The following is a 25,708-nucleotide window of genomic DNA, read 5'->3' as shown; positions in this document are numbered from 1 at the left end:
AAAATTGTAATCATTTCTCAAAAAAATAACGAAATCTTAACCCCATTTTCTTAGCAGATATATCTATGATGAATTGAGGGAGTGTGAAAAAATTCCCCCTGCGTAAAGAACTTGTGTAAGATTTTGTATGGATAAACAACAACTGTGGCAACGTTACCAAGACTGGCTTTATTATCACAAAGGGTTAGGATTCTATGTTGATATTAGCCGAATGGGATTTGATGATCAATTGGTTAAAGAACTAACCCCTAAATTTGAGAAAGCCTTCGCAGATATGGAAGCCTTAGAAGCTGGGGCGATCGCTAACCCTGATGAAGGCCGGATGGTGGGACATTATTGGTTGCGGGCCCCAGAATTAGCCCCCAATGAAGAGGCAAGAAAAGAAATCACTGAACCTTTAGCCAATATTGCCCAATTTGTCAAAAAAGTCCACCAGGGAACCATTAAACCCCCCACAGCAGACAAGTTTACGGATATTCTCTCGGTAGGTATTGGAGGATCAGCTTTAGGCCCGCAGTTTGTGGCTGAGGCGTTACCCTCAGAAAATCCTCCCATGACCATCCATTTTATCGATAACACTGATCCTGCCGGCATCGATAGTACCTTAAAAAATATCGGCGATCGCCTCAAAAGTACCTTAGTTCTCATTACCACCAAGTCAGGGGGAACCCCAGAAACCCGTAACGGGATGTTAGAAGTCAAACACGCTTACGAAAGCAAGGGATTAGCTTTTGAACCCCACGCCGTTGCTATTACCATGCCAGGCAGTAAGATGGACAAAATAGCTACCGACTGGTTAGCAAGGTTTCCTATGCAAGACTGGGTAGGGGGAAGAACATCAGAACTATCTGCCGTGGGTTTATTACCGGCTGCTTTGCAAGGGATCAATATTGATGGAATGTTGATCGGGGCCAAGGAAATGGATGAAGCCACTAGGGTAAAGGATCTCAAAACCAACCCGGCTGCTTTATTGGCTTTGGCTTGGTATTATTCAGGCAATGGTAAGGGAGAAAAGGATATGGTAGTTCTTCCTTATAAAGATAGTCTGCTGTTGTTTAGTCGTTATTTACAACAGTTGGTGATGGAATCATTAGGTAAAGAAAAGGATCTTGACGGCAATACAGTGTATCAAGGCATTGCGGTTTATGGTAACAAAGGATCGACAGATCAACACGCTTATGTACAGCAATTAAGGGAAGGGGTTCCTAACTTTTTTGCTACTTTTATCGAAGTCTTAGAAGATGGCAGAGATACCCATTTTGAAATTGAACCTGGAGTGACATCTGGTGACTTTTTATCAGGGTTTTTACAAGGAACCAGACAAGCGTTATTTGAGAATAGTAGAGACTCCATTACGATTACCATTCCACAGGTTAATCCTCGTACTGTTGGGGCTTTAATCGCCTTGTATGAAAGGGCGGTTAGTTTCTATGCTTCTTTAGTGAATATTAATGCTTATCATCAACCTGGAGTAGAAGCTGGTAAGAAAATGTCGGCCTCTATTTTGGACTTACAAACTAAGGTACAAACGGTGATTCAAGAAACATCTGAAGCTTTGGATATAGAAACCTTAGCAGCAAAAGCAGGTTCTCCTGATGAAGTAGAATTTGTTTATAAAATTGTCCGTCATTTAGCAGCCAATGGGCGAGGTGTTGCTTTAGCTGGTGATTTAACTGATCTAAAAACATTGAAAGTTTCTGCTAGTTAATCTCTTGGGTGGGCATTGCCCACCTTACTTAATTTTTATAAAAAAACTATAATAGTATTAATATATTAGTTTAGTTTTAAGTTTAATTATGACTTTAAATTTAACAAAATCTGATCCATCTATTCCCCCTTTAGAAAATGGCGATCACTTAACTTCTTTTGAATTTGAACATCGTTATCAGTTAATGTCTAATGTTAAAAAAGCTGAATTAATTGAGGGTTTAGTTTATATGCCGGCTACGTTAAGGTTTAGACAACATGGTCAACCTCATGCTCATATGATTGGTTGGTTAGCGCAATATGAAGCAGTAACTTTAGGGGTTGAATTAGCTGATAATGCAACCGTAAGATTAGATAACAAAAATGTTCCTCAACCTGATGCTTTACTTCGTATAGATAAAGGAGGAAACTCAGTTATTAGTGAAGATGATTATGTAGAAGGTGCGCCAGAATTAATAGTAGAAATTGCAGCTAGTACGGTTTCTATTGATTTACATGATAAACTTAAAGCTTATGAGCGAAATCAAGTTAAAGAATATTTAGTATGGCGAGTTTATGATAATGAAATTGACTGGTTTGCTTTAAAAGAAGGGCAGTATACTAAATTAAAAATAGATAAAAATGAAATTATCAAAAGTGATGTTTATCCTGGTTTATGGCTAGATGTTGAAGCGTTATTAACAGGTAATTTATTGAAGGTTTTAGAAATATTACAGGAAGGAATGAAAACAAGAGAGTATCAAAATTTTAGACAAAACTTGTTAAAATAGAATCATCAACATTTAAAAATTTTAGGAAAAATATTATGACTGTTGCAGCAGATAAACAAATTTATACTCCAGAAGAATACTTAAAATTAGAAGAAGAATCAGAAGAAAAACATGAATATCGTAACGGAGAAATTGTTCTAATGACTGGAGGAACGACTAACCATAATCGTCTTGTTCTTGAATTTTGTACTTACTTAAATTTTGCTTTAAGAGAACAAAATGCAGAGGTATTTGTAGGAGATGTTCGTTTATGGATTCCTCGTTATCGTGAGTACACTTATCCTGATATTATGGTAGTTGAAGGACAACCCGTTTATCACCCTCCAGGAACCACAACTATTACTAATCCGACTATTATCGTAGAAGTTTTATCTAAATCTACTCAAGCAAGAGATAGAGGGGATAAATTTCGTTTTTATCGATCCATTCCTAATTTTAAAGAATACATCTTAATCGATCAATATAGTGTATTAGTTGAGCATTTTGTGAAAACTGCTGATCATCAATGGATGTTAACGGAATATGAAACAAAAGAAAATAAATTATCTTTAAATTCTGTTGATTTTGAAATTAGTTTAGATGAGTTATATAAACGAGTTAATTTTGATAAGAAAGTTTAAATCTCAATTATGAATTTAAGTCTTTTCATTGAGACCAAGAAATCATTAATACAAGAAAGAAGAAGCGATCAATAACTTTAATTAGTTTGTCATGTTAGAAATTCAGAAAAATGGGGAACTATTACAATATAAACCCTTGAAGACATTTGACAATTATTATGGACTTAATTGATCGACTCAAAACCATCTCTCAACAAATTGAAAAGCTAAGTTCTTCAATTCAGACAGAAGAGGCAACTAAAACGGCTTTTATCATGCCTTTTATTCAAGCATTGGGTTACGATGTTTTTAATCCGATGGAAGTACATCCCGAATATACGGCTGATTTACCAGAATTAAAGGGAGAAAAGGTCGATTATGCCATTTTTGCCGATGATGAACCCATTATCTTAATGGAATGTAAACATTGTCAGGAAAATTTAGACAACCCTAAACATCGTTCTCAGTTACACCGATATTTTCATGTAACAGATACAAAAATCGCAATTTTAACCAATGGTATTCTTTATCGTTTTTATACAGATACCGATAAAGATAATGTCATGGATGACAAGCCTTTTTTTGAGTTTGATATATCAAACTTTGATGAGTCTTCGGTTAAAGAACTTAAAAGGTTTTCTAAGTCTAACTTTAATCATGATGAATTAGGGGACGTTGCAAAAAATCTTTTATACACTAAAGAGATAAAGAGAGTTATTGCGGATGAACTTACAAATCCGTCTCCTGGTTTGGTGAAATACGTTATTGATGGTGTTTATCCTGGCATAAAGACAGCAGCAGTCATTGAAAAGTTTACTGAAATAACGAAGTGTTCTCTCAAAGAATACATTAATGAACGTATAAAAGAAAGATTAGAATCTGCTATGGGTAATGATGAAGATAATGGCAAGATATCTCCAGTAGATCCTGTTATCGACGATTCAGAAAATTCAGATGAAGAAGAATCTAATAAAAAGGATAATAGAATTGTCACCACTCCAGAAGAACTAGAAGGCTTTTATTTAGTTAAATCCATTTTGCGTGAAGTTATTGATACATCTCGATTATCTTATAAGGATACAATAGCATATTTTGGGATCAATCTAGATGGTAAGGTAACTAAAACAATTTGTCGATTAAGATTTACCAATAATAAAAAAGTGATTGGTGTTCTTGACGGAAAAGGAAAAGAAGCAAAACATTGTGTTTCAAATTTAGATGAAATTTACGGTTTTTCTGAATTTCTTAAAGCTAGAATTAAACATCTAACTCAAGATAGTTATGTAAGTCAACCAGAACAATCTGAGATAATCTAATGCTTCTAATGTAATGATAGATGAGTAATTAGTCTAAATTGAGGGTGTATTATATTATTTTAATGCACCTTCATAAATTCGGAGTATTTTTAATCAAAAGAACTTTATATTATTTCTAAAGATTTTTCCATTCTTCGATAGTTAATTGAGCTTGATTAACAATAATATTATATAGTGTACCTTTAGAAATGTCTTTAGCATGGATAGGTAAGACAACCATACGACCATCACAATGTTTTAGAACTAAATGACTACCTTTCTGATGATGTTTTTCAAATCAGGCTTTTTTCAGTTTACGCAAAGCTTTTTTAGCTGTAATAGATGATAAACGGTCGCTCATGCTACTAATTAGTAACTGTACCTAGATGTTTTATTAATCATTATATCTAATCGTTTCAAAAATTAAAAGATACAAGAGTGAGCAAAATATAGAATGATCCCAAACTACTATAAATATTTTTGAAATTGCCCACCCTACGTAATTAATTCGACAAACTTAACTCAAACTCTGCGTGTTTCCAAGCATCCTTAAATTCCTTTTCAATAGTCATTATCTCATCGGTTTTACCTTGCGCCTTTAAAGTTTCTGCTAAACCGAATAAAGACCAACCATTGTGAGGATGTTGTTGTAAATCTTGACGATAAACCGCTTCTGCTTCTGTGAATTTTCCTTGTTGAAATAGGGCAGTTGCTAAAGAATAACGGGTGGGATAATACCAGTAAGGAGGTTCCATATAAGGTAGATTATCCTGCAATTTAACAGCCGTTTGATAATGAGCGATCGCTTGTTCTTTTTCCCCTTTCAATGTAGAAACATTTCCCTTTAATAATTCGTCAGCAATATTAATCAATTGTGTTGCAGGAACACCAGTGGCTTCTATTTTTTCTAAAGATTTATCTGACAATAATTGACTCATTGCTTTCTCTTCTATAACTGCTTTATCTAATTGTTCTTTTCCAACCCAAGCCATACCTCGACCATAATGCCACATTACATTAGTATAGGTAAATTCTTCAGGAGGTTTCGGTTCGGTTAACATTTCATCCCATTGACGAAATTGTACTAAAGAAAAGTAAGGACTGGGTAAAAAGATTTCAGACCAAGGAAATCCTTGAATTTGAGAATTAGACACTTTATTAACTAATTTTCTAGCAGCAGCGATCGCATCTTGACTACGGCCTTCCATACTAGCAGCCGACCAGAAAAAATGAATATTATGGGGATAATAAAGGGCTGAATAAATGCCTTTTTCTTGGGTATTGGCTAAATAGATTTCATCAGATTTCATCGCTTTTTCATTGGCTAAAGCTGCATCATGATAACGACCAATGCGTAGATAAATATGGGATGGCATATGTACCAAATGACCGGAACCTGGAACCGTATCACGGAGATTATCGGCTGCTGCTTCTGCTTTTTCAGGCTGGTTAGAGGCTTCTACGGCATGAATATAATAATGGGTGGCCCCTGGATGTTGGGGATTTTTGGCTAAGACAGATTCTAAAGTTGCAACAATTTCTTTGGTTTCTGGTTTGGGTTCTCCTCCTTCTAACCAATAATTCCACGGCATCAAGTCCATTAACGCTTCTGCGTAGAGGGTAGCTGCATCTAAATCATCGGGGTACTGTTTAACCACTTCTTTCATGGCGTTGGCATAGGCGAGATCGAAAGAAGAACGATCATCCACAGGTTGGGGGGAATAACGCTGTCTCAAGGCTTCAATATAAGCTTGTTCTTTTGCTGAGGCATTTTTGCTTAATTGATGGGCTTTTTCGATGGTTTCGTAAGCGGTTGGCATGGCTTTTTCATCCATTGGCGCGTTAATATTAGGACCTAAAGCCAAAGCCATTCCTGCGTAACATATCGCACAATTGGGATCGAGTTTCGTGGCTTCTTGGAAGGAAAGATAAGCCTCTTTGTGGTTGAAACCATAGATAAACATCAATCCTTGATCAAAATACTGTTGGGCAACCTGAGAAGAAGTCGTAATCTCATGATGATGCTTCCCTAAATTATTTAATAGAGGAACTGTGCGATCGCTAGTAGTGTTGTTGAACCCTTGAACCTGAGTCACCAGGACTATATTAAGAATTAAACACAAAGCCACAGTAAAGGTAAAATAAAAACGGAATTTCTTAGGGAATTTTAGTTTCATAACATTACAATAAGTTTTAAATTGATGGAAACACCAAAATTATAGACATTAACTTATGGTTTGAATTAAAATTCTAAATCAATCTTAAAATATCCAATGCCAAATGTTTCTCAACAGGAATTAATTACAGGAGCAAAAGAGGGAAAAGTCATTAGTTTTCCTACAGACACGGTTCCTGCTTTAGCTGCCTTACCTGAGTCTGCTTCTCTCATTTTTGCTACCAAAAAACGACCCCCTGATAAACCTTTGATTTTGATGGGGTCATCTTCTGAAGCTATTTGGAAATATGTTAAAGGAACTCCCGAAGAATTTCGGATCTGGGAAAAGATTGTCAACAAATATTGGCCGGGCCAATTAACTCTTGTTTTACCAGCTTCAGAGTTAGTTCCTCAAGGGATAAATCCTCTTGATCCGAGTACCATTGGAGTCCGTATTCCTAATTCCATCATTGCCCAAAATATACTTAAACAAACGGGGTGTTTAGCTACCACTAGCGCAAATTTATCTGGGGAACCACCCATAGAAAACTTAAGTGACATTGCCTTAATTTTTCCTGATGTTTTAGTTTTAAATGAAGAATTGATAAAGAATCAGAAAAAATACGGTAGTGGCCTACCTTCGACTGTGGCAAAATGGACAAATAGAGGATGGGAAATTTTGCGTCAAGGTAGTATTCAATTAACAGGTAATCAATAATGAAAGAGATCGAAACTCTACAAAAAGAACTTGAAGTTACTCAGTTAGCTTACGAAATGACTGCACAAATTAGTCAGTTCAAAAGCAGTTATTTAGTCAAAACTGCTCACGAATTACGTTCTCCTTTAAGCAGTTTGATGGGTTTACATCAATTGATTTTAGAGGATTTATGCGAAAATCCCGAAGAAGAAAAAGAATTTCTACAGCAAGGCTTTGAATCTGCTAAAAAATTAGTAAAAATAATCGATAGAATTGTTACTATTTCTAAAATTGATTATGGTTCAATTTCCCTAAATATTGAAAGAACTTCCTTAGATAAGGTTATCGAAAAAGTTTGCGAATTAATTGAATTTCAAGTAAAAAATTATAGTTATAAAATTGACGTAAAAAAGCCTGAAATTGATATTTTTATTCAAGCAGATAAAGAGCATTTAATTCAAGGATTAACTACTTTGCTGGATACAGCCCTTACCTTAATGGAGAAAGGGACAATTACAATCACCAGTCAATTAAATGAAAGAGAAAATATTGCCAAACTGTTTATTGATATTCCCTGTTGTTTTCAGAACTGGCAAAAACAACAAGAAGACTTACAAACTGCTGGATTAACGTTAACTGCTCTGAAAGAATGGAACAATAACTTAAAATTGTCTCCAGACATGACTTTGATATTGTGTCAAACTTTATTAAAAAAAATGGGGGGAAGCTTAACTATTTTAGATATTTCCCCCGAAAATGAACCAGAAACTTTTACACGCTTGCAGTGTCTAATGCCTTTGATTCGGCAATCGTAGAACCATCTCCTAAAGAAATGGGGTTAATTTCATAGGCATTTTGTAAAACCATTGTGGTCGATTTATTTTCTTGAAATCCGATTTTTTGGTAGAAGTTTTGTTGATAGGTTGTCATTAGATAAACCCTTTCGACTTGACTCATCAAAGGATGACTTAATGCGGTTTCGACTAACTTACGACCTAATCCTAATCCTTGGTAATCTTTGTGAATAACCACATCCCAAATAGTAGCCCGATAAACTCCGTCAGAGGTTCCACGACAAAAACCAATCATTGTTTTACCATCCCAAACTGTCACCACGGGATTACTATTTAAAACCGCAGTTTTTAAGTCTTGTATGGTTCGTTCTCTAGCCCAAAATGCTGCTTGATTAAACAATATTTGTAGTTGGGGATAATCAACGTTTGACTTTTGCAGAGAAAACTGAATATTACTACAATCCATTGTTAGTAATTCCTATGAATGTTGATTGAGAGAATAATGGGTTTAGATAACAACCCAAATTAAAAGAACTGAAACGATTATTTTTGAGACGCTAAGAAAATTGTAGCGAATTTTACAAAAAAAACAATCACTTTTTGAGTGAGTTTGTGTCTATTTCTTGACATTTGTGGAACATCTGGCAATCCTTACCTGTCGTTGTCTGTGATGGTGCTAGTAGTTGATTAGAGGTCATTTACATCGGTTTTCTGGTGAAAAAACCGAATAGAGACTTAATGCCATAGCATAGGTTTTTTAGGGCTTATGGTCTTCTAATCAGTTGAAATTAATTCAAAATTAAGTGTGTCCAAAGCCAAAATATTTAGTACCATCAAGGCGAAAACCTACCCATCTTATTTTATCTTATCGGTTCTGACGAGGATATGTTAGTATTGTCTTCCCCCGCAACGTCCCTAGACTTGTTACCCCCATCGATTTCTGGAGAATATCGCTGTCGGATTTCCCTTAATTTATATAATTCAGCAACAGGGAAAGAGTTAGCTACTCAAGTCGCAACAGGGAGGCATCTCAAATTATTAGAAGCAACCCTAACTAATCAATTTATACGGGTTCAATTGTGCGAAGATGGTTACTTAGCTTGGTTATCTTTAAGTGATTTACAAACTTTAGACTCGGCTAAAGAAAATTATCAATTTCAAAAGATTTCCCGTCGTAAAATTGAAAGAAAGATTCCGAATATAATTGCGTTTACTAAAGCAGCAATGAAACAGCCGAATTATTATTTATGGGGTGGTACAATTGCCCCTAATTATGATTGTTCGGGATTAATGCAAGCTGCTTTTTGTGCATCAGGAATCTGGTTACCTAGAGATTCTTATCAACAACAAGCTTTTGTTAAGAAGATTTCTTATGAGGAATTATTACCAGGAGATTTAATCTTTTTTGCCACCACTAGAGTTGACCATGTTGCCCTTTATTTAGGGAATGGTTATTATATTCACAGTTCAGGTCAAGAAGTTGGACGGAATAAAATTGCGATTGATCATCTTTGCGATCGAGGTGATAAAGTTAGCACATACTATTATCAGAAAATTTACAGTTTTGGGCGAGTGATGGAAAGTTATTATCCCTAGATTATTATAGAAAAAGAAGTTCAGCGATCGCTAATGGATCAAGATACCAGCAGATTATATCTTGTCTTTTAAGGCAGAATATTTATAAAAACAACTTCTGTTGAGTTGCGTTTCAACGTAGTCGGGAACTTGTAGGTTCTAACTTCTGACTTCATTAAAGGGACTTTATGGACTTAATTTTATGCCATCAAACGGTTGATTTTGACGCATTAGGGGCAGCCGTTGGTTTGTCTCGTCTCAAAGTAGGCAGTCGTATTGTTTTAACCGGTGGGGCCCATCCAACGGTTAAAGATTTTCTAGCATTGCATCGAGACGAAATTCCCCTTCTTGAGTTAAGAAGTGTTAACCCCAAGCAAATTCGTCACTTAATTGTAGTCGATAATCAACAACTAAATCGTTTAGGAAAAGCCTCTGATTGGTTTAGCTTACCTCACATTGAAAGTGTGGAATTATATGACCATCATCTTAACAGTAAATCCGATATTCCTGCTACTTTTCAACAAATTGAACCAGTGGGGGCAAGCACAACGTTAATTGTGGAAAAAATGCAGCAAGAAAAGATTAATCCTAATCCCATTGAAGCAACGATTATGGCGTTAGGAATTCATGTTGATACAGGATCTTTAACCTTCCATCAATCCACTGCTAGGGATGCTAAAGCCTTAGCTTGGCTAATGGAAATGGGGGCTAGTGTTAAGATTATTGCTGAATATTGTGACCCTGGTTTTACCCCTCAATTACAAGAAATTTTTAGTGAAGCGTTAGATAAATTTGAAACAAAAAATATTAGAGGATATCAGGTTGCTTGGGTACTCATTGAAACAGAAAATTTTGTATCAGGATTATCCAATTTAGCCGAAAGATTAATCGAATTAACGGAAAGTGATGCTTTATTATTTGCCCATAGTTATCACAAACGACATAACAATAAGCCTTATCCTGACAACCGTTTAATTATTATTGGCCGCACTCGTATTGAAGGAACTAACCTCAATCAATTATTCTCAGTTTATGGAGGCGGTGGCCATAGTCAAGCTGCTTCTTTGATGTTAAGAAATGTCGAACCTGAAGACAAATTAAAACAATTAGTAGAAGAATTAATTAAGCAAATTCCTCACCCTTTAACTGCTAGAGATTTAATGTCTTCACCGGTGAGAACAATTCGTCCAGAAACCACCATAGAACAAGCAGAAAGGGTATTGTTTCGCTATGGTCATTCAGGGTTATCAGTGGTGGATGAAAACGATCATTTAGTAGGTGTTATTTCCCGCCGAGATTTAGATTTAGCCTTGCATCATGGGTTTAGTCATGCACCCGTAAAAGGATATATGAGCAAAAACTTAAAAACAATTGATCCTGATACTTTATTACCCGATATTGAATCAATTATGGTGACTTATGATGTGGGAAGATTACCGGTTATTGATAATAATAAATTATTAGGAATTGTTACCCGAACTGACTTATTAAGGCAGATTCATCAACAGAGAAAAGAAGTTAAAGACGAAAATGGAAAAAAAGTGGCAACGGTTTCCTGTTTATTACCTTCGATTCGTAACTCTTTAGAACCTTCTATCTGGAAACTATTAGAAGAAATTGCCCAAGAAGCAGAACATAAAGGTTGGCATTTATATATTGTTGGTGGGGCTGTTCGGGACTTATTACTAACACAAAATAATGAAAAAGTTCTCCTTCAAGATATTGACTTAGTTGTGGATGGTTTTCACCGTTCTGCTGATGTTGGGGCAGGGGTTGAACTTGCTTCGAGTATACAAAAAAAATACTCAAACTGTCGATTATCAGTACATGGTGAGTTTCAAACAGCAGCTTTATTATGGCATAAAGATCCCGAATTTGGGTCACTATGGCTTGATATTGCGACCTCAAGAACTGAATTTTATCCTTACCCTGCTGCCAACCCAGAAGTAGAAGCAAGTTCTATTCGTCAAGACTTATATAGACGGGACTTTACTATTAATGCTTTAGCAGTGAGATTAACCCCACCCAGAGAAGGGGAATTACTCGACTTTTTTGGCGGTATTTTAGATTTAAAAGCGAAAGAAGTTCGGGTACTTCATGCCAATAGTTTCATCGAAGATCCTACAAGAATTTATCGTGCTGTCCGTTTTGCTGTGCGTTTAAACTTTGAAATTGAACCTCAAACAGAAGCTTATATTCGTTATGCTATCGAAAGTGGAATCTATGAGAAATTACGACTTAAAAATCATGTCGCACCTGCTTTAACAACACGATTAAAAGCCGAATTAAAATATATTTTGGAAGCAAATTATTGGAAACCAGCTTTACAATTACTCTCAGATTTAGATGCTTTAAAATGTTTGCACTATCAAGTTACTTTAGATGAAGAAATCTGGTGGCAGATTCGCTGCGCTTCTCGTTGGTTAAAATACCTTGATCCCGATAATAATATTGGTCATTGGTTGATTCGTCTAGAAATATTAATCTCTCAAATAAACTTCAAAGAAAGAAAACAACTTGCTCTTAATTTACAGCTACCGAAAGAAAGTATAGAAAGAATAAAAATAGTCAACATACTTCATTCAGAACTGCAAAAAAATTTAATAAATTGTCAAAAAGTCAGCGAAAAATATAAGCAGCTATATCGCCATAAATTACCTGATTTAATTTTAGTTGCTGTTAATTCCAGCAAAAAAATTAGGCGTATTATTTGGCAATATTTAACCCAATGGTCAAAGGTTGAAACCCCTTTAAATGGTAATGATTTAAAACGCATGGGATATAAACCAGGACCTAAATATAAGGTAGTTTTAGATAAGTTATTAAGTTTAACTTTAGATGGAGAAATTCAAAGCAAAGAAGAAGCAGAAATGATAGTCGAGGAAATGATGAAGCAGTTAAACTAAAATCAATACAGTAAATCAAGAATAGAAATTAATTAGGCCTATTTCTCAGCCAATTATCAACAGAAACTTTATTAAAATTGAGCCCAGCTAAAAGAATAAACAAGATAATATTATAAATTAATTGACTACTTGCTCCATCCCAATTTTGAATAATCGTAATACCATACATAAGAATAATCATAAGAACAAAACAAGCAATCAAAGCACTTCTGGTTAAAAATCCTACCGTAATTAAAACTCCAACAATTAACTCAACAGGAGGTACTAAACCAGCATTAATTCTAACTAAAAATTCAGGAATTCCCGAATCTTGCATGGTATTAACCATCCTATTGATAAAGCTAGGTACATCAAAAATTCTTGTAAATCCGTGGTTAAAATAGTTAACCCCTACTACAATTCTCAGCAGAGTATAAGCTGCCACAATATCTTTAGTTCTTAAACTAATTTGGGGTTTATTATTAATGGTTGGTTTACTGTCTAACATAATCTTAATAGTAGATAATTATTTACTAATAACCGATCACTGATCACTGATCACTGATAACTAACTTTTAATAATCGTTACCGTAGCATCATCTTGTAATCCATCTCCTCCTTTAATAACAATTGATTGACCTTTTCTAAGTTGAGGATGACTGATAATAACATCTTTTCCAAGATCCTCAATTAATTTCACTTCTAATTGTTCTGCCTGATTATTATTAACCGTAAATAATAACCATTGATCGCCCCGTCTTGTTAAAGCATCTCTAGGAACAGTAAACGTATCTTTATCAATTATAGGCATAATCAAATCAGCTTGAATTGCCATCCCTGGCAATAATTTTTGAGGTGGGTTACTAAGGCTAACTCTCACTAATTGTCGACGAGAGTTACTATTTGCTGAGGGTACAACTGCGGTAATTTGGGTTAGTTTTTCCCAGTTAGGTAATGCCCTGGCAAACAAATTGACTTGCATTCCTTCGCTAATTTGCCCACTTAAACTTTCAGGAATTTCTAAGAAAATATCCAAAGAACGATCGCTAACTAAACTTAAAATCGGGTCGTTGACCTCTACATAATCCCCAGGGTCGGCTTGACGGGACTGAACGACCCCAGACACAGAAGCCCTGATTTTTGTCCGCTCTAGGCGCAATTTTGCCTGTTCTACGGCAGCTTGTGCAGCATTAACCACCCCTCGTTGTGCATCAATTTCTTCTTGGGTTGGCCCGGCTTGGGCTTCTGCTAAGATAGCGGTGGCTCGAAGGCGATCGCTTTTGGCATTATCGAGACGAGTTTGTGCTTGGGCGATATCTTGACGGGTTGAGGTTTCTTCTGCTTTTAGAGCAGCTTCAGCCCGTAGTCTTTGGTTACGAGTTTCATCAGCCCTGGCCTCTGCTTCCACTAATGCCCTTTCTGATAAAGCCCCTTCTAAGCTTAATCCTTTAATCCGTTGTAAATTATCTTGTGCCTCTTTTTCCCGACTTCTGGCTGATTCAAGTTCTGCTTGACCTTGGGCAATTAAATCAGGTTGCAGGGCAATTAAACGCTCTAAATTATCTCGTGCTTCTTGTTCTCTCGCTTGGGCTGAAGTTAACTCTGCCTTGCGTTGAGCAATAATCTCAGAACGGGTTCCCACTTCTAAGCGTTCGAGGTTGCTCTGTTCTTGTACTAATCTGGCTTGAGCCTCAGCTAAGGCAATTTTACCATCAGCATCATCTAGAATAGCCACTATCATCCCTGAGGTGATGCTATCCCCTTCTTTAACTAAAATTTTCTCTACCGTTCCCGAAACTTGGGAGCTAAGGGTGGCTTTTGCTCCTGCTTCAACTTGTCCTAATAATCTAACCTGTCGGTTCCCTTGTCCTGAGCTTAAGAGAACCGTTTCCACGGGTTTAGGAGGTGGGGTTTGATTGTTTGTTTCCGTTGTTGGTATCACTAAAGGGCTGAATATTTGCCATAGGGTGATGCCTCCACCTAAAATGACGATAGGGATTAACCATCTAGGAAATTGTTTATTTTTCGTTGTATTTTGTCTATTTTCTTCTTGCTGTTCTTCAAATTCAAGCTTTGAATCTGATGATTGTTCTGAAGATAGGTCGGTAGATTTCATAGCCTTAGTTTAAAGTTGGGTACAATATTTATACAATTTTAATTTATATTAATTTTTATTTACAAATTTTACCAACTGTTAACCAAAAGCCTGAGTAGGATGTGGTAATTGATAGCTGTTTGTTGTTCCCTATTCCCTCTAGCGCAAGATTCTTGATAACCTAGTAGTATTATTAGCCTCTTCTGTGCAGAAGATAATGTTTAGCAACGGCGATCGCTTTGAGATCAAATTTTGGGGAGTTCGAGGAAGTATTCCCTGTCCCGGAACCGAAACCGTCCGTTATGGGGGGAATACCTCCTGTGTTGAGATGCGTGTCGGTAAGGAAAGATTAATTTTTGATGGAGGAACCGGATTAAGAATATTAGGGGAGTCTTTATTATCAGAGATGCCAGTTACTGGTCATCTCTTTTTTACCCATTCTCATTGGGATCATATTCAAGGGTTTCCTTTTTTTGCTCCTGCATTTATTCCTGGTAATAAGTTTCATATTTATGGTTTACCGGCACCCAATGGAGCAACCATTAAACAGCGTCTTCACGACCAAATGTTACACCCTAATTTTCCCGTTCCTTTGCAAATTATGCAAGCTCATTTAGAATTTTATGATATTGAAGCCAGAGAAATAATTAATATTAATGATGTGACGGTAGAAACCGGCAAATTAAATCATCCTGGAGAAGCGTTAGGCTATCGAGTAACGTATAAAAATTTAACGGCAGTTTATATTACAGATACGGAACACTTTCCAGATAGTTTAGATAATAATGTTCTCCATTTAGCCAGAGATGCAGAGGTTTTAATCATCGATACCACTTATACTGATCAGGAATATTATGACCCAAAATTAAGTAAAGTCGGTTGGGGCCATTCTACTTGGCAAGAAGCGGTAAAAATAGCTAAATCTGCTAAGGTTAAAAAATTAGTTTTGTTTCATCATGATCCTTCTCATAATGATGATTTTTTGGATGATATTAAACAACAAGTTCAACAAGTTTTTCCTCATGCAATTTTAGCCAAAGAAAGTTTAGTTATTGATTTAAAACAGGAATTTTGCAAACCTTTGTGGTTAACTTGAAGGATACAAAATGTCTATGTTTTAGATAAGGTCAAATAGCAAAAAATTAGCTAGAATTGTAGTCAATTGGCCAAAATTATGCGATCGCTTCTATTCAGAGACTGATATTGTTTTTCCTGATATAGCAGATTGATAAGCAGCTTCTCCAATTTTTAAAGCATATAAACTCGATTCTGGATTAATGTAAAGAGGTTTATTATTAAATAAATGATCTAAAACGATTTTTGTATCTAAAGCAAATAAACCCCGACGACTTTCTAACTCAATAGGTTGGGTTCCTTCTTTTGTAATTAATTTTCCTTCTATTCCTTCAAAAATTATCTTACCTTCTTCTCCATGAATTTCAAAGGTGCGATCGCTTTCTATAAAAATATCTCCTTTCCCATAAACTAAATCTACAATTAACCCATTTTTAAATAGTAATTGAGCATCGCATAAACAGCCATGATAATAGTCCTTTTCTTCTCTTCTCCAATACTTGTGATGACAATTTACTGTTTTAACTTCTCCAAATAAGTGAGTGAAACGGTGAATTCTTGGTAAAGCTGCTTTAAAAGGAAACCCAAATAATTGCTCATTAAAAGTCCATCTTATAGGAGCAGGATTCTTACTATCAATGGTTGTGTAACGTCCATAAAATACTTCGCCAATGTGTGGTAAATATTTCTGTATAGCTCGGTGCATCCCACCTAAAATTTCAATGTGTTCAATGTGTAATAATTTCTCTTTTTTCTGGGCTAACTGTAATAATTCCAATGCTTCAGTATAGTCTAAAGATAAAGGATATTCGATGATAACATTTTTATTATTTTCTAAAGCAAGTTTTGTTATTTTTCCGTGAAGTTGATTAACATTACATATGACGACTAAATCTAAACTATCGTCTGTTACTAAATCTTCCCAGTTATCATAAGAGGAAATATTGTAAGACTGACAAAAATCAACGACATTCTCACGGGTATATCCTGTCACATAACAAAGTTGCGACCTCTTATCTTCGATAAAAGTTTCGGCTCTTCGTTTAGCTGCGTACCCAGTGCCAACAATACCAACTTTAACAGGAAGAGACAGCCCAGAAGCAACAGACATCCTTACCCTACCTCAATAAATATTCAACACTCCATTATCCCACTCTATTGAAATGGTAAACTCAATCCCTAGCCTATTTATCCACTTAAGTCATGAATCACTATGATAAATATAACTAATACTAATAAGTTGCGAAATAGACTGGGAAAATTTAATAGACGGATTTGGTGTTATGCACTATCTACCGTAGGTTAGAGAGGATACAATTTTGACAACATTTCCCACTCCCTTCTCGACTTCAATATATAAGCAAAACTTATTTTAAGTTTATTTAAGAATCTCATTACTAATGCCTTATTTACTCTGGCTCTTTTTCCTTTAGTATCAGAAATGAGCTTATTGTTGAGGCTTATTTCTGTAAGCTTCACTGTCAAGAACAACTGTTTTATTACCTGAGCAGAGGACATATTCATGGCAACTTACAAAGTTACTTTAAATATCAATGCCGAAGATGGAAAGAGTACCCAGACTATTGAAGTACCTGAAGATGAGTACATTCTTGATGTAGCAGAAGAACAAGGTCTTGACTTACCTTATTCTTGTCGTGCTGGTGCTTGTTCTACCTGTGCCGGTAAACTCGTTAGTGGTAGCATCGACCAAAGCGATCAATCTTTCTTAGATGATGATCAAATCGAACAAGGATTTGTTTTAACTTGTGTTGCTTATCCTACCTCTGACTGCACCATCGAAACTCACCAAGAAGAAGCATTGTACTAAGTCTTTTGATGAAGGCATTTCAGCAAAGTCTTAACAACGATACTGAAAAATGCTCTGCATTAAAGCAAATCAACCTATTTCATTGGAAAAGAGGACAAAATTATGGCAACTTACAAAGTTACCTTAAAAAACGAAGCAGAAGGAATTAACACCACCATCGATGTACCTGAAGATGAGTACATACTCGATGTAGCAGAAGAAGAAGGGATTGAATTACCTTATTCTTGTCGTGCTGGTGCTTGTTCTACCTGTGCTGGTAAACTGGTCAGTGGCAGCATTGATCAAGGGGATCAATCTTTCTTAGATGACGATCAAATCGAAGCAGGATTTGTTTTAACTTGTGTCGCTTATCCTACTTCTGATTGCACTATCGAAACTCACCAAGAAGAAGCATTGTATTAAATTCAGCTATTTTTTCAAATAGCTGAATCATTCAGGGAATTATAGCAGGGGCGACAATTAGAAGTCCCTGCTTTACTGTCATGATTATAAATAATTTTCTTGTCTAGGGTAGGTCGAAGCAATTTTTTGTAATGTTTGATAGTTTAACTTACCTTGTTGATTTCGTGGTAATTGTTTAACTTCAATCCAATGTTTGGGTTGTTTGATAGGACTTAGTTGTTGTTTAATCGCATCTTTAATTACATTAAGATCACATTTCTCGTCTTGGGGAACATAGATTGCTGTTACCACTTCTCCCCATTGTTCATTAGGCATCCCAATAATAGCAATATCTTTGACTAAATGGGTTTCTAAAATAACATTTTCAACTTCTTTCGGAAAAACATTTTCTCCCCCTGTAATAATTTTTTGGCTATTTCTTCCTAAAATATGTAAATAGTTTTTATAATCAAAATAACCTAAGTCATCAGTTATTAAATATTGTTTATTTTCATGATTGGGGTAATAACCAAAGTAGAGAGATTTTGCTTGGATTTTAATAATCTTTTCTTGATTTATTGTAATATGTGCATGAGGTAAAATTTGTCCTGTACTATTATTGCCCTGCAGAAAATTCTCTGGTTTTAAGGTAACAATTTGTGAGGCTGTTTCTGTCATTCCATAGGTAGGAGAAAGGTTAAGTTTGTAGTCTCTCGCTTTAGTTAATAAAGAATTCCAAGGAGGTGCGCCTCCTAGCAAAATTGTTTTAAATTGGCTTAAAAATTTAGGATTTAAGTTTAATAGCAATTGTAACTGAGTGGGAACTAAGGAAATGAAAAAATCTTCAAGATTCAACGATGGTAGAATATCTTTTTTTAAGTGACTGTAAGGATAAACCATAATTTTACCTTGAGTTATAAAAGATCGAATAAATTGCATTAAACCGCTAACATGATGTAAGGGTAATATACAAAAAGAATTAATATTTTTAGTATCAAAGAACTCACCAAAACCTTGAACAGATGCTGATAAAGTTTCCCAAGTATGAATAGCAAAACGAATATTCCCAGATGTTCCTCCTGTGGGAATCATGATCAAACTTTGATGAAGTAATACTGAGTCAGTCTGATAGTTTTTTATACTATAATCAAGTTCAATTCCTATGATTAAGTGAGGTTGAACTATATTTAAAACTTGTTTCCATTCTTTCTCTTTCCATCTTTTATCACATAAAAAAACATGACAATTGCTTATAATACTTGCCAAAAAAGCAGCTAAAAATCCAATATAGTTATCATCTTTTTGAACTATAATAATTCTAGGTTTATTGATTTTTATTTTTAATTCTGTTAATTGCTCAAGATAACTTTGTATTAGTTGATAAAAATATTTAGAATTACAACCTATTATCCATTCTTGATGTAATCGATTTTTAATCGTTTCTAAAATATAATTCATTATAAAATTTACAAATTCTCCCTACACCCTACACCCTATCCTTACCAATACTTTATGACGCAGGTGCAAGATGTGATTTAAGGGACTAGCTTTTATAAAATAAAATTATATATAACATTTAAAATATTTTATAAACTTATCTTTACAACTCATAAGCAATTTGATAAGTTGAGTAATAGAAAGATAAGAAAAGAGGATGAATCGTTATGTACACAACTCAACTTGATAACGGATTAACCAACACCTACGCTATTGAACCCAAGTCTTATTATGCTCAATATCCAGCACCTTATCAACAACGCCGTTACTTAGTTCAAGGAGCAATCGCAACATTATTCGTAACCGGCTTAGTAGCGGTATCTGCTATTATTAGCTAAAAAGAATCTTTTTCTAGATATAGTTTTGACAAAAACTTTACCTCTATAGTGAGCTTAAGTGAAAGACTACTATAGGGGTATTTTATGGAATAATCCAACACAAGTTCGCATCTTTCTTTATGCTACTTATGGATAACAAACCATCTCAAACTTGAAGAGAAAAAAGGATAGATTTCAACTTAAAAGAGGTTTTGATCTTTTAACCAATTACTATCAATATAATTAATTTTAGCGTAGGGTTCTAATGCTGTTAAAATACGATTACCATAACTACGATAATTAACTCGATTATCTAATAAAGCCACAATTCCTTGAGACTCTCTTAACGGCATAACTGCTCTTTGAATTTCTTTTAACGCTGTTGGTAAAAGATATAATCTAAACCAATCTTTATGTTGTTTCTTATAATAATTAACTTGGGCAGCTACTAAGGGATTTTCTAGGGACGGAATGGGTAAAGTTGCAATAATAAATAGTTTAGGAGTCGGTAATCGACTTTGATGCTCATGCCAAAATTTCCAGCCACTAATTAAAATACTATGATTATCGATTTCTGCATTTTCGACCTTCACTTGTGAGCCAAACTCCGCAGCTAAAAAGGTAGCAACTTGAGCTTTAGAAGGAACATCATCAACAATAATCGTAATGGGTTTTAAGCTTTCATAACCCCCAAAAACCAGCTTTTTGACTTCTTGAAGTAATACCCTTTGAAATTCTGGAGTATTGGGCATCGGTAAGCGATCGCGAATGTATAAATTAATCAACTCATTTTGACGATGAGGGTAAAATTTTAAACATAAAATATCCTGAGTTAAGCCAATAGTTTTTCGATAAGTTGGGGCTACTTTTTGACTGTCAAGAAATCCCCCCATTAAAACAATAGTAGAATTTTCTAAATAAGGAGATAAAATAGAAGAAATATCTAGGGGACTGACATGAATAAAAAAGTTGTTTTCTTCTCGATTAATAGATGCCCATAAAAGTTGATTTTCATTATTAAGAGATTGAGCAAAACTGTGTAATAAAGGATTTTTGTTAAGGGTTTTACAAAGATGCAATAAACTTTCTTTTTCTTCTTGATCAAGTAAACAGCATTGATAGGGGCTAGAAGGATGACTGAAAATTGATTTTTGCAGAAAAAACCTAACTTCTTGAATTAAGTTACCATAAGCAGGATACTGTTTTTGTAATTGTTGCCAATGATTAGGAGAAATAGTTAGGGTTAAATAATCTTTTGTCCATTCCTCTAAATAATCAGCTTGATCAATTAAGGTAACAATATCATCAGGAAACTGACTCGCATTTTCTAAGCGATCGCCTAACCAAACATTAGGAGAAGCGATAAATAACCCCTTAAATTCATCAAAATTAACCTTTTGGGATTGATGAACAATAGTTTTATTCGTATTTAACCATTCCTGAAGATAGGGAATATCTTGTTCGATTAATTGCTTTTGAAGGCTTAAAGGAACCACCAATAAAATAGGGCGATCGCTCAATAAACAAGGCATTAAATAACTTAATCCATAACGAGAAAAAGTGCTTCCTGTTTGAATTAAAGCAGATCGATCTAAACGTAAAGCACGAGAAACCAAACGGGCCATAGTTAAATGGTGATCCCATAAGGGTTCCCCCTGATCTCGTAAAAATTCCCGTAAGGAAATATGAACTTCTGCTTCTAAAAGAGTCATAGGCAATAATTTGACCAGAATAGATAGCTCTTAGGCAATGATTTCTATCCTAAGGAGTTGATGAAATGATAAATTGATCATTATGTAAATTTAATTTAAGGATAACAAGCATGGCTCAAATTCAATTTTCTCGTGGTGTTTCTGAACCAGTGGTTCCCGAAGTGCGTCTAACTCGTGCTAAAAGTGGTAACAGTGGAACCGCAACCTTTCGCTTTGAATCTCCTACCATTCTAGATGCTGAGAGTACCGATGACATTACAGGAATGTATTTAGTGGATGAAGAGGGAGAGATCGTTACCCGTGAAGTTAAAGGAAAATTTATCAACGGAAAACCTACCTCAGTTGAGGCTATTCTAATCATGAACTCACAAGATGAATGGGATCGGTTTATGCGTTTTATGGAACGTTATGCACAAGAAAACGGGTTAGGATTTTCTAAAGCTTAATCTCTTTTTAGGAGTCAGGAGTTCTTCGCTCCGCTCCGGCTCTAGGGAACAGAAGTTAGGAGTCAGAGATTAAGATACTTTCCCCTTTTTTTCCCTGCTCACTTAACCATAAAATATCTACATTTCACCCCATGTCCCTTCCTCACCCCGATCGCCAAATTATTAGTCTTGCTTGTGCTATTGTTACGGTGAGTGATACTCGTACCCCTGAAAGCGATCGCAGTGGGCAACTTCTTAAACAACGTCTGACAGAAGCAGGCCATCAAATCATTAATTATGACATCCTCAAGGATGAACCCCACAGCATAATCACCCATGTACAGCAATTAAAAGAAGAGAATAGGATAAATGTCATAATCCTCAATGGAGGCACGGGAATCGCCCCTAGAGACACCACCTACGACGCATTAGAGGGGTTATTGGAGAAGAATTTGCCAGGGTTTGGGGAGTTGTTTCGCTATTTGAGTTATCAAGAAATTGGTTCACGGGCCATGGCCTCACGGGCGATCGCAGGAATTTACAATAATATTTTGATCTTTTCTTTGCCTGGATCATCTAATGCAGTTAAATTAGCTTTAGATAAATTAATTCTCCCCGAATTGATTCATTTAACGAACCAAATACGGGGTTAAGGTTGGAAATAGAGACTATACTATGCGACTCTTAAAAAATGAGTAAATATTTCTTCGTTTGACTTGAAGATTATCATACTTAATCTATCTCGATCTATCTCGAAAACTACAGTTTTCAAGATGGACAGGGTTTAGCACTATATTTTTCTTATCATTAACTGCTTTTAGTCTGATCAATAGCAGCCTTAACAAACCCTAAAAACAAAGGATGGGCGCAGTTAGGACGAGAACGAAATTCTGGATGGAATTGGGTAGCAATAAAAAAGGGATGATCTGAGAATTCAATAATCTCAACTAAACGACCATCAGGAGACGTACCACTCACTTTATATCCTGTTTCAAGTAACGAATTGCGGTAAGCATTATTAAACTCATAACGGTGACGATGACGTTCATAAATGACTTCCTGTCTATACAAAGAAGCAGCCAACGTATCAGGAGTAATACGACAAGGATACAGTCCTAAACGCATGGTTCCTCCTAAGTCCACCACGTCTTGTTGTTCAGGTAAAAGATTAATAACAGGATTCGCGGTTTCTGGTTCAAATTCAGCACTATTGGCACTATTTAAACCAGCAACATTACGTCCCCATTCAATGACAGCGCATTGCATTCCTAGACAGAGTCCGAGAAAGGGAATTTTTTCTTTTCTAGCATATTCAATCGCTCTAACTTTACCGTCGACTCCTCGAATACCAAACCCACCTGGAACAATAATTCCACTGACATCATTTAAGTATTTATCCGCGCCATAATTTTCGATATCTTCAGCACTCACCCACCGTAACTTAACCTCACTATCGGTAGCAATACCCGCATGAACCAAGGATTCTACCACCGATAAATAAGCGTCGCTGAGTTGGACATATTTCCCTACTAAGGCCACCTCAATTTGTCGTTTTGGGGCCTGCATCCGTTGGATTAAGGTTTGCCATTGGCTTAAATCTGGTTTACGGGGTTCGAGGTGTAATAATTCTAAGGTTTGTTGGGCTAAACCTTCTTTTTCTACCACTAACGGCACTTCATAAATACTACTAGCATCTTGCGCTGTAATTACTGATTCTACGGGGACATCACAGAATTCTGACAGTTTTTCCTTCATCCCTTCTTTAAGAGGGCGATCGCAACGACACACCAACATATCCGGTTGAATACCAATAGATCGCAACTCTTTAACAGAATGTTGAGTGGGTTTGGTTTTCATTTCCCTAGCAGCAGGAATCCAGGGAATTAGAGTAACGTGCATATATAAAACGTTATTACGACCCACATCCTTACGAAATTGCCTAATTGCTTCTAAAAAGGGCAAAGATTCGATATCCCCGACGGTTCCACCAATTTCAGTGATAACAATATCAGGATTGGTATTTCTGGCCACCCGATGAATCCGTTCTTTAATTTCATTAGTAATATGGGGGATAACTTGTACGGTTCCTCCCATATAGGCCCCGCGTCTTTCTTTATTGAGGACTGCTTGATAAATTGATCCTGTCGTAACGCTGTTAAGACGGGACATCGGGGTATCGGTAAACCGTTCATAATGGCCTAAGTCTAAGTCCGTTTCGGCCCCGTCATCGGTTACAAATACCTCTCCGTGTTGATAGGGACTCATGGTACCAGGATCAACGTTAATATAAGGATCAAGTTTGAGAATAGAAACGGAATAATTTCTCGATTTGAATAAACAGCCTAAACTCGCTGCTACAATACCTTTACCAATACTGGAGACAACTCCACCCGTCACAAAAACAAATTTAGTCATAAAAATTTTTCTAGGTTATAGGATCGACAAGATAATCACTAAAAGTATAATCAACAATTGACAGACATTTATAACATTTCAGAAATTCCTTATACTTAATATCTTAGTTAAATACATGACCTGTTGACACACTTTTTCGTAAAATTAGTAATAATGACGATTAGAATTGATTTAATAAATTTGCAAATTAAATATTATATTCTAAAAAAACTAAACAAATTGACAATTAATCTATTTTGAAAAAATATTTTTTCAAATAGATATGTTTATTACTATTGTTATATAAATTTTCAATTTCTAGAAGAACTGCTAAACGACATAAAAAATTGACAATTTTTCGGAATTTTCAACTCTCTACCCTTTGGTGTTAGTAAAATCGGCGTATTTAACCTTAGCTTTCGTGAAATTCGCATCAGTTAAATCAGCTTTTTGAAAGTTTGTTCTCTCTGTCGCAAGAGCAAGGACAAAGGAATAAATAAGTGCTGTAAATAGAGCTATACAGTAAGCAATAAGTTCAGGATTTAATCCCAATCCCTCTCTAGCGAGACTGCTAGTAAAAAAGGCAATTAAAAAAGATGCACTAAGCCGCCATCGGGTCTTTTTTCCTACTCTTAAGGCAACAAGTCCTAGCAAAGCTACTATAAACGTGAAATAAGGATTGAAAATAGTAGAAGGAATTGATATCTCGTTTATTGCTGTTATTGCGTGACCCTTCGTTATTACATTTATTAAACCGAGACAAACTTGAAGAGGTATGCAAAGTATAAATACAATCAATATTATTAACACGATGCACACAAGAAAGAACCCATATCCGAACTCGGCTCCTCCTAAAATCCCTACCAAGCTTACTAGACACAGATGTCTCCAAATAGAGTTTCCCCGAAGAATTGGGTATCTAATTAGAGTATAGATTTGAGAACCTGCTACAATACCAAGCAAAACTGCAAGGATACTGAAAGCAATATCGTCATAAGGGGAAAATTCCATTAAAGAACCTCTTGAAATCCAGAATTTTCCGTCGGAAGCTTTGGTATAGTCCCAAATAGCCATTAAGTCTTTCATCGCTATTACAGTACAAATACTTGTCACTAAAATAGACACAGTTACAACTATTAGTACCAATTGATCGACAGTCCATCTATGACTTGCTCTTTGTACTAAAATTTTATTTGTTACTTTAGACTTAGCTGCTAGCCATATTTCTGTGACAAGTGCGATTGCCATTCCCACTATAGGCACTATAGCTCCCATTGCCATAGCCAAGTTTTTTGCTGTATCTGGATTTCCATAATCGGTTGAATCTGCTTTCGATAGCATCGAACTGGTTAAATAGACCAAAATTACAACAATAATTATTAAACTCACTGTAATAATTAACAATAACCCAGAAAATCTTAAGCCAGCTTTGACATGACTGAAATTTGCTTCTCTAAGAATTGCACCGCTAAAATCAGCTCCACGAATATCAGCGTAGCTAAAATTAG

23 protein-coding genes and 1 pseudogene are annotated in these 25,708 nt (G+C 35.6%); 14 read left to right on the top strand and 10 right to left on the bottom strand.

Annotated elements, in window-relative coordinates:
* The first annotated feature begins 127 nt into the window (after positions 1–127).
* The 4 genes from CY0110_RS07630 (at position 128) to CY0110_RS07615 (ending at position 4,392) form a co-directional block, all read left to right on the top strand.
* Positions 128–1,708, top strand: coding sequence for a glucose-6-phosphate isomerase (locus tag CY0110_RS07630; RefSeq protein WP_008274806.1), 1,581 nt, complete (start codon positions 128–130; stop codon positions 1,706–1,708).
* An 88-nt stretch (positions 1,709–1,796) separates the two neighbouring features.
* A complete protein-coding gene (locus CY0110_RS07625) occupies positions 1,797–2,477 on the top strand; it encodes a Uma2 family endonuclease (RefSeq protein ID WP_008274805.1) in 681 nt (226 codons plus the stop codon).
* Between the two features lie 35 nt (positions 2,478–2,512).
* Positions 2,513–3,097 (top strand): Uma2 family endonuclease, encoded by a 585-nt coding sequence (locus CY0110_RS07620; protein WP_008274804.1) that lies wholly within the window; start codon positions 2,513–2,515, stop codon positions 3,095–3,097.
* Between the two features lie 158 nt (positions 3,098–3,255).
* Entirely contained in the window at positions 3,256–4,392 is a 1,137-nt protein-coding gene (locus CY0110_RS07615; protein ID WP_008274803.1) for a type I restriction endonuclease, read from the top strand.
* Positions 4,393–4,507: 115 nt separating this feature from the next.
* On the opposite strand, the pseudogene CY0110_RS30820 reads toward CY0110_RS07615, so the two are convergent.
* A pseudogene (locus CY0110_RS30820) lies at positions 4,508–4,657 on the bottom strand (type II toxin-antitoxin system HicA family toxin); the annotation flags it as partial.
* Between the two features lie 217 nt (positions 4,658–4,874).
* Positions 4,875–6,548 carry a tetratricopeptide repeat protein gene (locus CY0110_RS07610; RefSeq protein WP_035798829.1) on the bottom strand — a complete coding sequence of 558 codons (1,674 nt, stop codon included), beginning with the start codon at positions 6,546–6,548 and terminating at the stop codon, positions 4,875–4,877.
* A 96-nt stretch (positions 6,549–6,644) separates the two neighbouring features.
* Between CY0110_RS07610 and CY0110_RS07605 the strand changes: the two genes are divergently transcribed.
* Both CY0110_RS07605 and CY0110_RS07600 read left to right on the top strand, forming a co-directional pair.
* Positions 6,645–7,244 (top strand): L-threonylcarbamoyladenylate synthase, encoded by a 600-nt coding sequence (locus CY0110_RS07605; RefSeq protein WP_008274799.1) that lies wholly within the window; start codon positions 6,645–6,647, stop codon positions 7,242–7,244.
* The gene (locus CY0110_RS07600) at positions 7,244–8,038 is read left to right on the top strand and encodes a sensor histidine kinase (protein WP_008274798.1); all 795 of its coding nucleotides are present in this window, start codon (positions 7,244–7,246) and stop codon (positions 8,036–8,038) included. The genes CY0110_RS07605 and CY0110_RS07600 overlap by 1 nt, the downstream gene beginning before the upstream one ends.
* On the opposite strand, the gene CY0110_RS07595 is transcribed toward CY0110_RS07600, so the two are convergent.
* The gene (locus tag CY0110_RS07595) at positions 7,995–8,483 is read right to left on the bottom strand and encodes a GNAT family N-acetyltransferase (RefSeq protein ID WP_035798826.1); all 489 of its coding nucleotides are present in this window, start codon (positions 8,481–8,483) and stop codon (positions 7,995–7,997) included. The two genes, CY0110_RS07600 and CY0110_RS07595, sit on opposite strands and share 44 nt — an antisense overlap.
* Before the next feature lie 419 nt (positions 8,484–8,902).
* Between CY0110_RS07595 and CY0110_RS07590 the strand changes: the two genes are divergently transcribed.
* Positions 8,903–9,613 (top strand): C40 family peptidase, encoded by a 711-nt coding sequence (locus tag CY0110_RS07590; protein ID WP_008274796.1) that lies wholly within the window; start codon positions 8,903–8,905, stop codon positions 9,611–9,613.
* A 167-nt stretch (positions 9,614–9,780) separates the two neighbouring features.
* The gene (locus CY0110_RS07585; protein ID WP_008274795.1) at positions 9,781–12,498 is read left to right on the top strand and encodes a CBS domain-containing protein; all 2,718 of its coding nucleotides are present in this window, start codon (positions 9,781–9,783) and stop codon (positions 12,496–12,498) included.
* 28 nt (positions 12,499–12,526) lie between these two features.
* On the opposite strand, the gene CY0110_RS07580 is transcribed toward CY0110_RS07585, so the two are convergent.
* A complete protein-coding gene (locus CY0110_RS07580) occupies positions 12,527–12,985 on the bottom strand; it encodes a DoxX family protein (RefSeq protein ID WP_008274794.1) in 459 nt (152 codons plus the stop codon).
* A gap of 60 nt (positions 12,986–13,045) precedes the next feature.
* Positions 13,046–14,593 carry an efflux RND transporter periplasmic adaptor subunit gene (locus CY0110_RS07575; RefSeq protein ID WP_008274793.1) on the bottom strand — a complete coding sequence of 516 codons (1,548 nt, stop codon included), beginning with the start codon at positions 14,591–14,593 and terminating at the stop codon, positions 13,046–13,048.
* Positions 14,594–14,789: 196 nt separating this feature from the next.
* Between CY0110_RS07575 and CY0110_RS07570 the strand changes: the two genes are divergently transcribed.
* A complete protein-coding gene (locus CY0110_RS07570) occupies positions 14,790–15,668 on the top strand; it encodes an MBL fold metallo-hydrolase (protein ID WP_008274792.1) in 879 nt (292 codons plus the stop codon).
* Between the two features lie 90 nt (positions 15,669–15,758).
* On the opposite strand, the gene CY0110_RS07565 is transcribed toward CY0110_RS07570, so the two are convergent.
* Positions 15,759–16,757 (bottom strand): Gfo/Idh/MocA family protein, encoded by a 999-nt coding sequence (locus CY0110_RS07565; protein ID WP_008274791.1) that lies wholly within the window; start codon positions 16,755–16,757, stop codon positions 15,759–15,761.
* 411 nt (positions 16,758–17,168) lie between these two features.
* Between CY0110_RS07565 and CY0110_RS07555 the strand changes: the two genes are divergently transcribed.
* Both CY0110_RS07555 and CY0110_RS07550 read left to right on the top strand, forming a co-directional pair.
* On the top strand, positions 17,169–17,474 hold the full coding sequence (locus CY0110_RS07555; RefSeq protein WP_008274789.1) for a ferredoxin: 306 nt from the start codon (positions 17,169–17,171) through the stop codon (positions 17,472–17,474).
* Positions 17,475–17,576: 102 nt separating this feature from the next.
* Positions 17,577–17,876: a ferredoxin gene (locus CY0110_RS07550; RefSeq protein ID WP_008274788.1), complete on the top strand. Its 300-nt coding sequence runs from the start codon at positions 17,577–17,579 to the stop codon at positions 17,874–17,876.
* A gap of 84 nt (positions 17,877–17,960) precedes the next feature.
* On the opposite strand, the gene CY0110_RS07545 is transcribed toward CY0110_RS07550, so the two are convergent.
* On the bottom strand, positions 17,961–19,313 hold the full coding sequence (locus CY0110_RS07545; RefSeq protein ID WP_008274787.1) for a 2-succinylbenzoate--CoA ligase: 1,353 nt from the start codon (positions 19,311–19,313) through the stop codon (positions 17,961–17,963).
* A 206-nt stretch (positions 19,314–19,519) separates the two neighbouring features.
* On the opposite strand from CY0110_RS07545, the gene psb34 reads away from it, so the two are divergent.
* Positions 19,520–19,690, top strand: a complete 171-nt coding sequence (gene psb34, locus CY0110_RS29885) for a photosystem II assembly protein Psb34 (RefSeq protein WP_008274786.1) — start codon at positions 19,520–19,522, stop codon at positions 19,688–19,690.
* 179 nt (positions 19,691–19,869) lie between these two features.
* On the opposite strand, the gene CY0110_RS07535 is transcribed toward psb34, so the two are convergent.
* Positions 19,870–21,381 carry a helicase C-terminal domain-containing protein gene (locus tag CY0110_RS07535; protein WP_008274785.1) on the bottom strand — a complete coding sequence of 504 codons (1,512 nt, stop codon included), beginning with the start codon at positions 21,379–21,381 and terminating at the stop codon, positions 19,870–19,872.
* A gap of 110 nt (positions 21,382–21,491) precedes the next feature.
* Between CY0110_RS07535 and psb28 the strand changes: the two genes are divergently transcribed.
* Together psb28 and CY0110_RS07525 are read left to right on the top strand one after the other, a co-directional pair.
* The gene (gene psb28, locus CY0110_RS07530; RefSeq protein ID WP_008274784.1) at positions 21,492–21,827 is read left to right on the top strand and encodes a photosystem II reaction center protein Psb28; all 336 of its coding nucleotides are present in this window, start codon (positions 21,492–21,494) and stop codon (positions 21,825–21,827) included.
* A 131-nt stretch (positions 21,828–21,958) separates the two neighbouring features.
* Positions 21,959–22,459: a MogA/MoaB family molybdenum cofactor biosynthesis protein gene (locus tag CY0110_RS07525; RefSeq protein ID WP_008274783.1), complete on the top strand. Its 501-nt coding sequence runs from the start codon at positions 21,959–21,961 to the stop codon at positions 22,457–22,459.
* A 154-nt stretch (positions 22,460–22,613) separates the two neighbouring features.
* On the opposite strand, the gene CY0110_RS07520 is transcribed toward CY0110_RS07525, so the two are convergent.
* Together CY0110_RS07520 and CY0110_RS07515 are read right to left on the bottom strand one after the other, a co-directional pair.
* Positions 22,614–24,221: a CTP synthase gene (locus CY0110_RS07520; RefSeq protein ID WP_008274782.1), complete on the bottom strand. Its 1,608-nt coding sequence runs from the start codon at positions 24,219–24,221 to the stop codon at positions 22,614–22,616.
* A gap of 354 nt (positions 24,222–24,575) precedes the next feature.
* Positions 24,576–25,708: pentapeptide repeat-containing protein (locus tag CY0110_RS07515; protein ID WP_008274781.1), on the bottom strand; the 1,133-nt coding region annotated here is incomplete at its 5' end.

Origin of the sequence: Crocosphaera chwakensis CCY0110 (assembly GCF_000169335.1) — a bacterium.
GTDB lineage: Bacteria > Cyanobacteriota > Cyanobacteriia > Cyanobacteriales > Microcystaceae > Crocosphaera > Crocosphaera chwakensis.
The sequence above is the reverse complement of the archived record's forward strand: the minus strand, read 5'-3'. Positions and strand labels throughout refer to the sequence as shown.

What these genes read in the sequence shown, in the direction of transcription:
- CY0110_RS07630 (WP_008274806.1), top strand. Translation starts at nt 128, where the DNA reads ATGGATAAACAACAACTGTGGCAACGTTACCAAGACTGGCTTTATTAT.
- CY0110_RS07575 (WP_008274793.1), bottom strand. Translation starts at nt 14,593, where the DNA reads ATGAAATCTACCGACCTATCTTCAGAACAATCATCAGATTCAAAGCTT.
- CY0110_RS07550 (WP_008274788.1), top strand. Translation starts at nt 17,577, where the DNA reads ATGGCAACTTACAAAGTTACCTTAAAAAACGAAGCAGAAGGAATTAAC.
- CY0110_RS07600 (WP_008274798.1), top strand. Translation starts at nt 7,244, where the DNA reads ATGAAAGAGATCGAAACTCTACAAAAAGAACTTGAAGTTACTCAGTTA.
- CY0110_RS07580 (WP_008274794.1), bottom strand. Translation starts at nt 12,985, where the DNA reads ATGTTAGACAGTAAACCAACCATTAATAATAAACCCCAAATTAGTTTA.
- CY0110_RS07610 (WP_035798829.1), bottom strand. Translation starts at nt 6,548, where the DNA reads ATGAAACTAAAATTCCCTAAGAAATTCCGTTTTTATTTTACCTTTACT.
- CY0110_RS07570 (WP_008274792.1), top strand. Translation starts at nt 14,790, where the DNA reads ATGTTTAGCAACGGCGATCGCTTTGAGATCAAATTTTGGGGAGTTCGA.
- CY0110_RS07545 (WP_008274787.1), bottom strand. Translation starts at nt 19,313, where the DNA reads ATGAATTATATTTTAGAAACGATTAAAAATCGATTACATCAAGAATGG.
- psb28 (WP_008274784.1), top strand. Translation starts at nt 21,492, where the DNA reads ATGGCTCAAATTCAATTTTCTCGTGGTGTTTCTGAACCAGTGGTTCCC.
- CY0110_RS07565 (WP_008274791.1), bottom strand. Translation starts at nt 16,757, where the DNA reads ATGTCTGTTGCTTCTGGGCTGTCTCTTCCTGTTAAAGTTGGTATTGTT.
- psb34 (WP_008274786.1), top strand. Translation starts at nt 19,520, where the DNA reads ATGTACACAACTCAACTTGATAACGGATTAACCAACACCTACGCTATT.
- CY0110_RS07590 (WP_008274796.1), top strand. Translation starts at nt 8,903, where the DNA reads ATGTTAGTATTGTCTTCCCCCGCAACGTCCCTAGACTTGTTACCCCCA.
- CY0110_RS07525 (WP_008274783.1), top strand. Translation starts at nt 21,959, where the DNA reads ATGTCCCTTCCTCACCCCGATCGCCAAATTATTAGTCTTGCTTGTGCT.
- CY0110_RS07625 (WP_008274805.1), top strand. Translation starts at nt 1,797, where the DNA reads ATGACTTTAAATTTAACAAAATCTGATCCATCTATTCCCCCTTTAGAA.
- CY0110_RS07595 (WP_035798826.1), bottom strand. Translation starts at nt 8,483, where the DNA reads ATGGATTGTAGTAATATTCAGTTTTCTCTGCAAAAGTCAAACGTTGAT.
- CY0110_RS07535 (WP_008274785.1), bottom strand. Translation starts at nt 21,381, where the DNA reads ATGACTCTTTTAGAAGCAGAAGTTCATATTTCCTTACGGGAATTTTTA.
- CY0110_RS07605 (WP_008274799.1), top strand. Translation starts at nt 6,645, where the DNA reads ATGCCAAATGTTTCTCAACAGGAATTAATTACAGGAGCAAAAGAGGGA.
- CY0110_RS07620 (WP_008274804.1), top strand. Translation starts at nt 2,513, where the DNA reads ATGACTGTTGCAGCAGATAAACAAATTTATACTCCAGAAGAATACTTA.
- CY0110_RS07555 (WP_008274789.1), top strand. Translation starts at nt 17,169, where the DNA reads ATGGCAACTTACAAAGTTACTTTAAATATCAATGCCGAAGATGGAAAG.
- CY0110_RS07585 (WP_008274795.1), top strand. Translation starts at nt 9,781, where the DNA reads ATGGACTTAATTTTATGCCATCAAACGGTTGATTTTGACGCATTAGGG.
- CY0110_RS07520 (WP_008274782.1), bottom strand. Translation starts at nt 24,221, where the DNA reads ATGACTAAATTTGTTTTTGTGACGGGTGGAGTTGTCTCCAGTATTGGT.
- CY0110_RS07615 (WP_008274803.1), top strand. Translation starts at nt 3,256, where the DNA reads ATGGACTTAATTGATCGACTCAAAACCATCTCTCAACAAATTGAAAAG.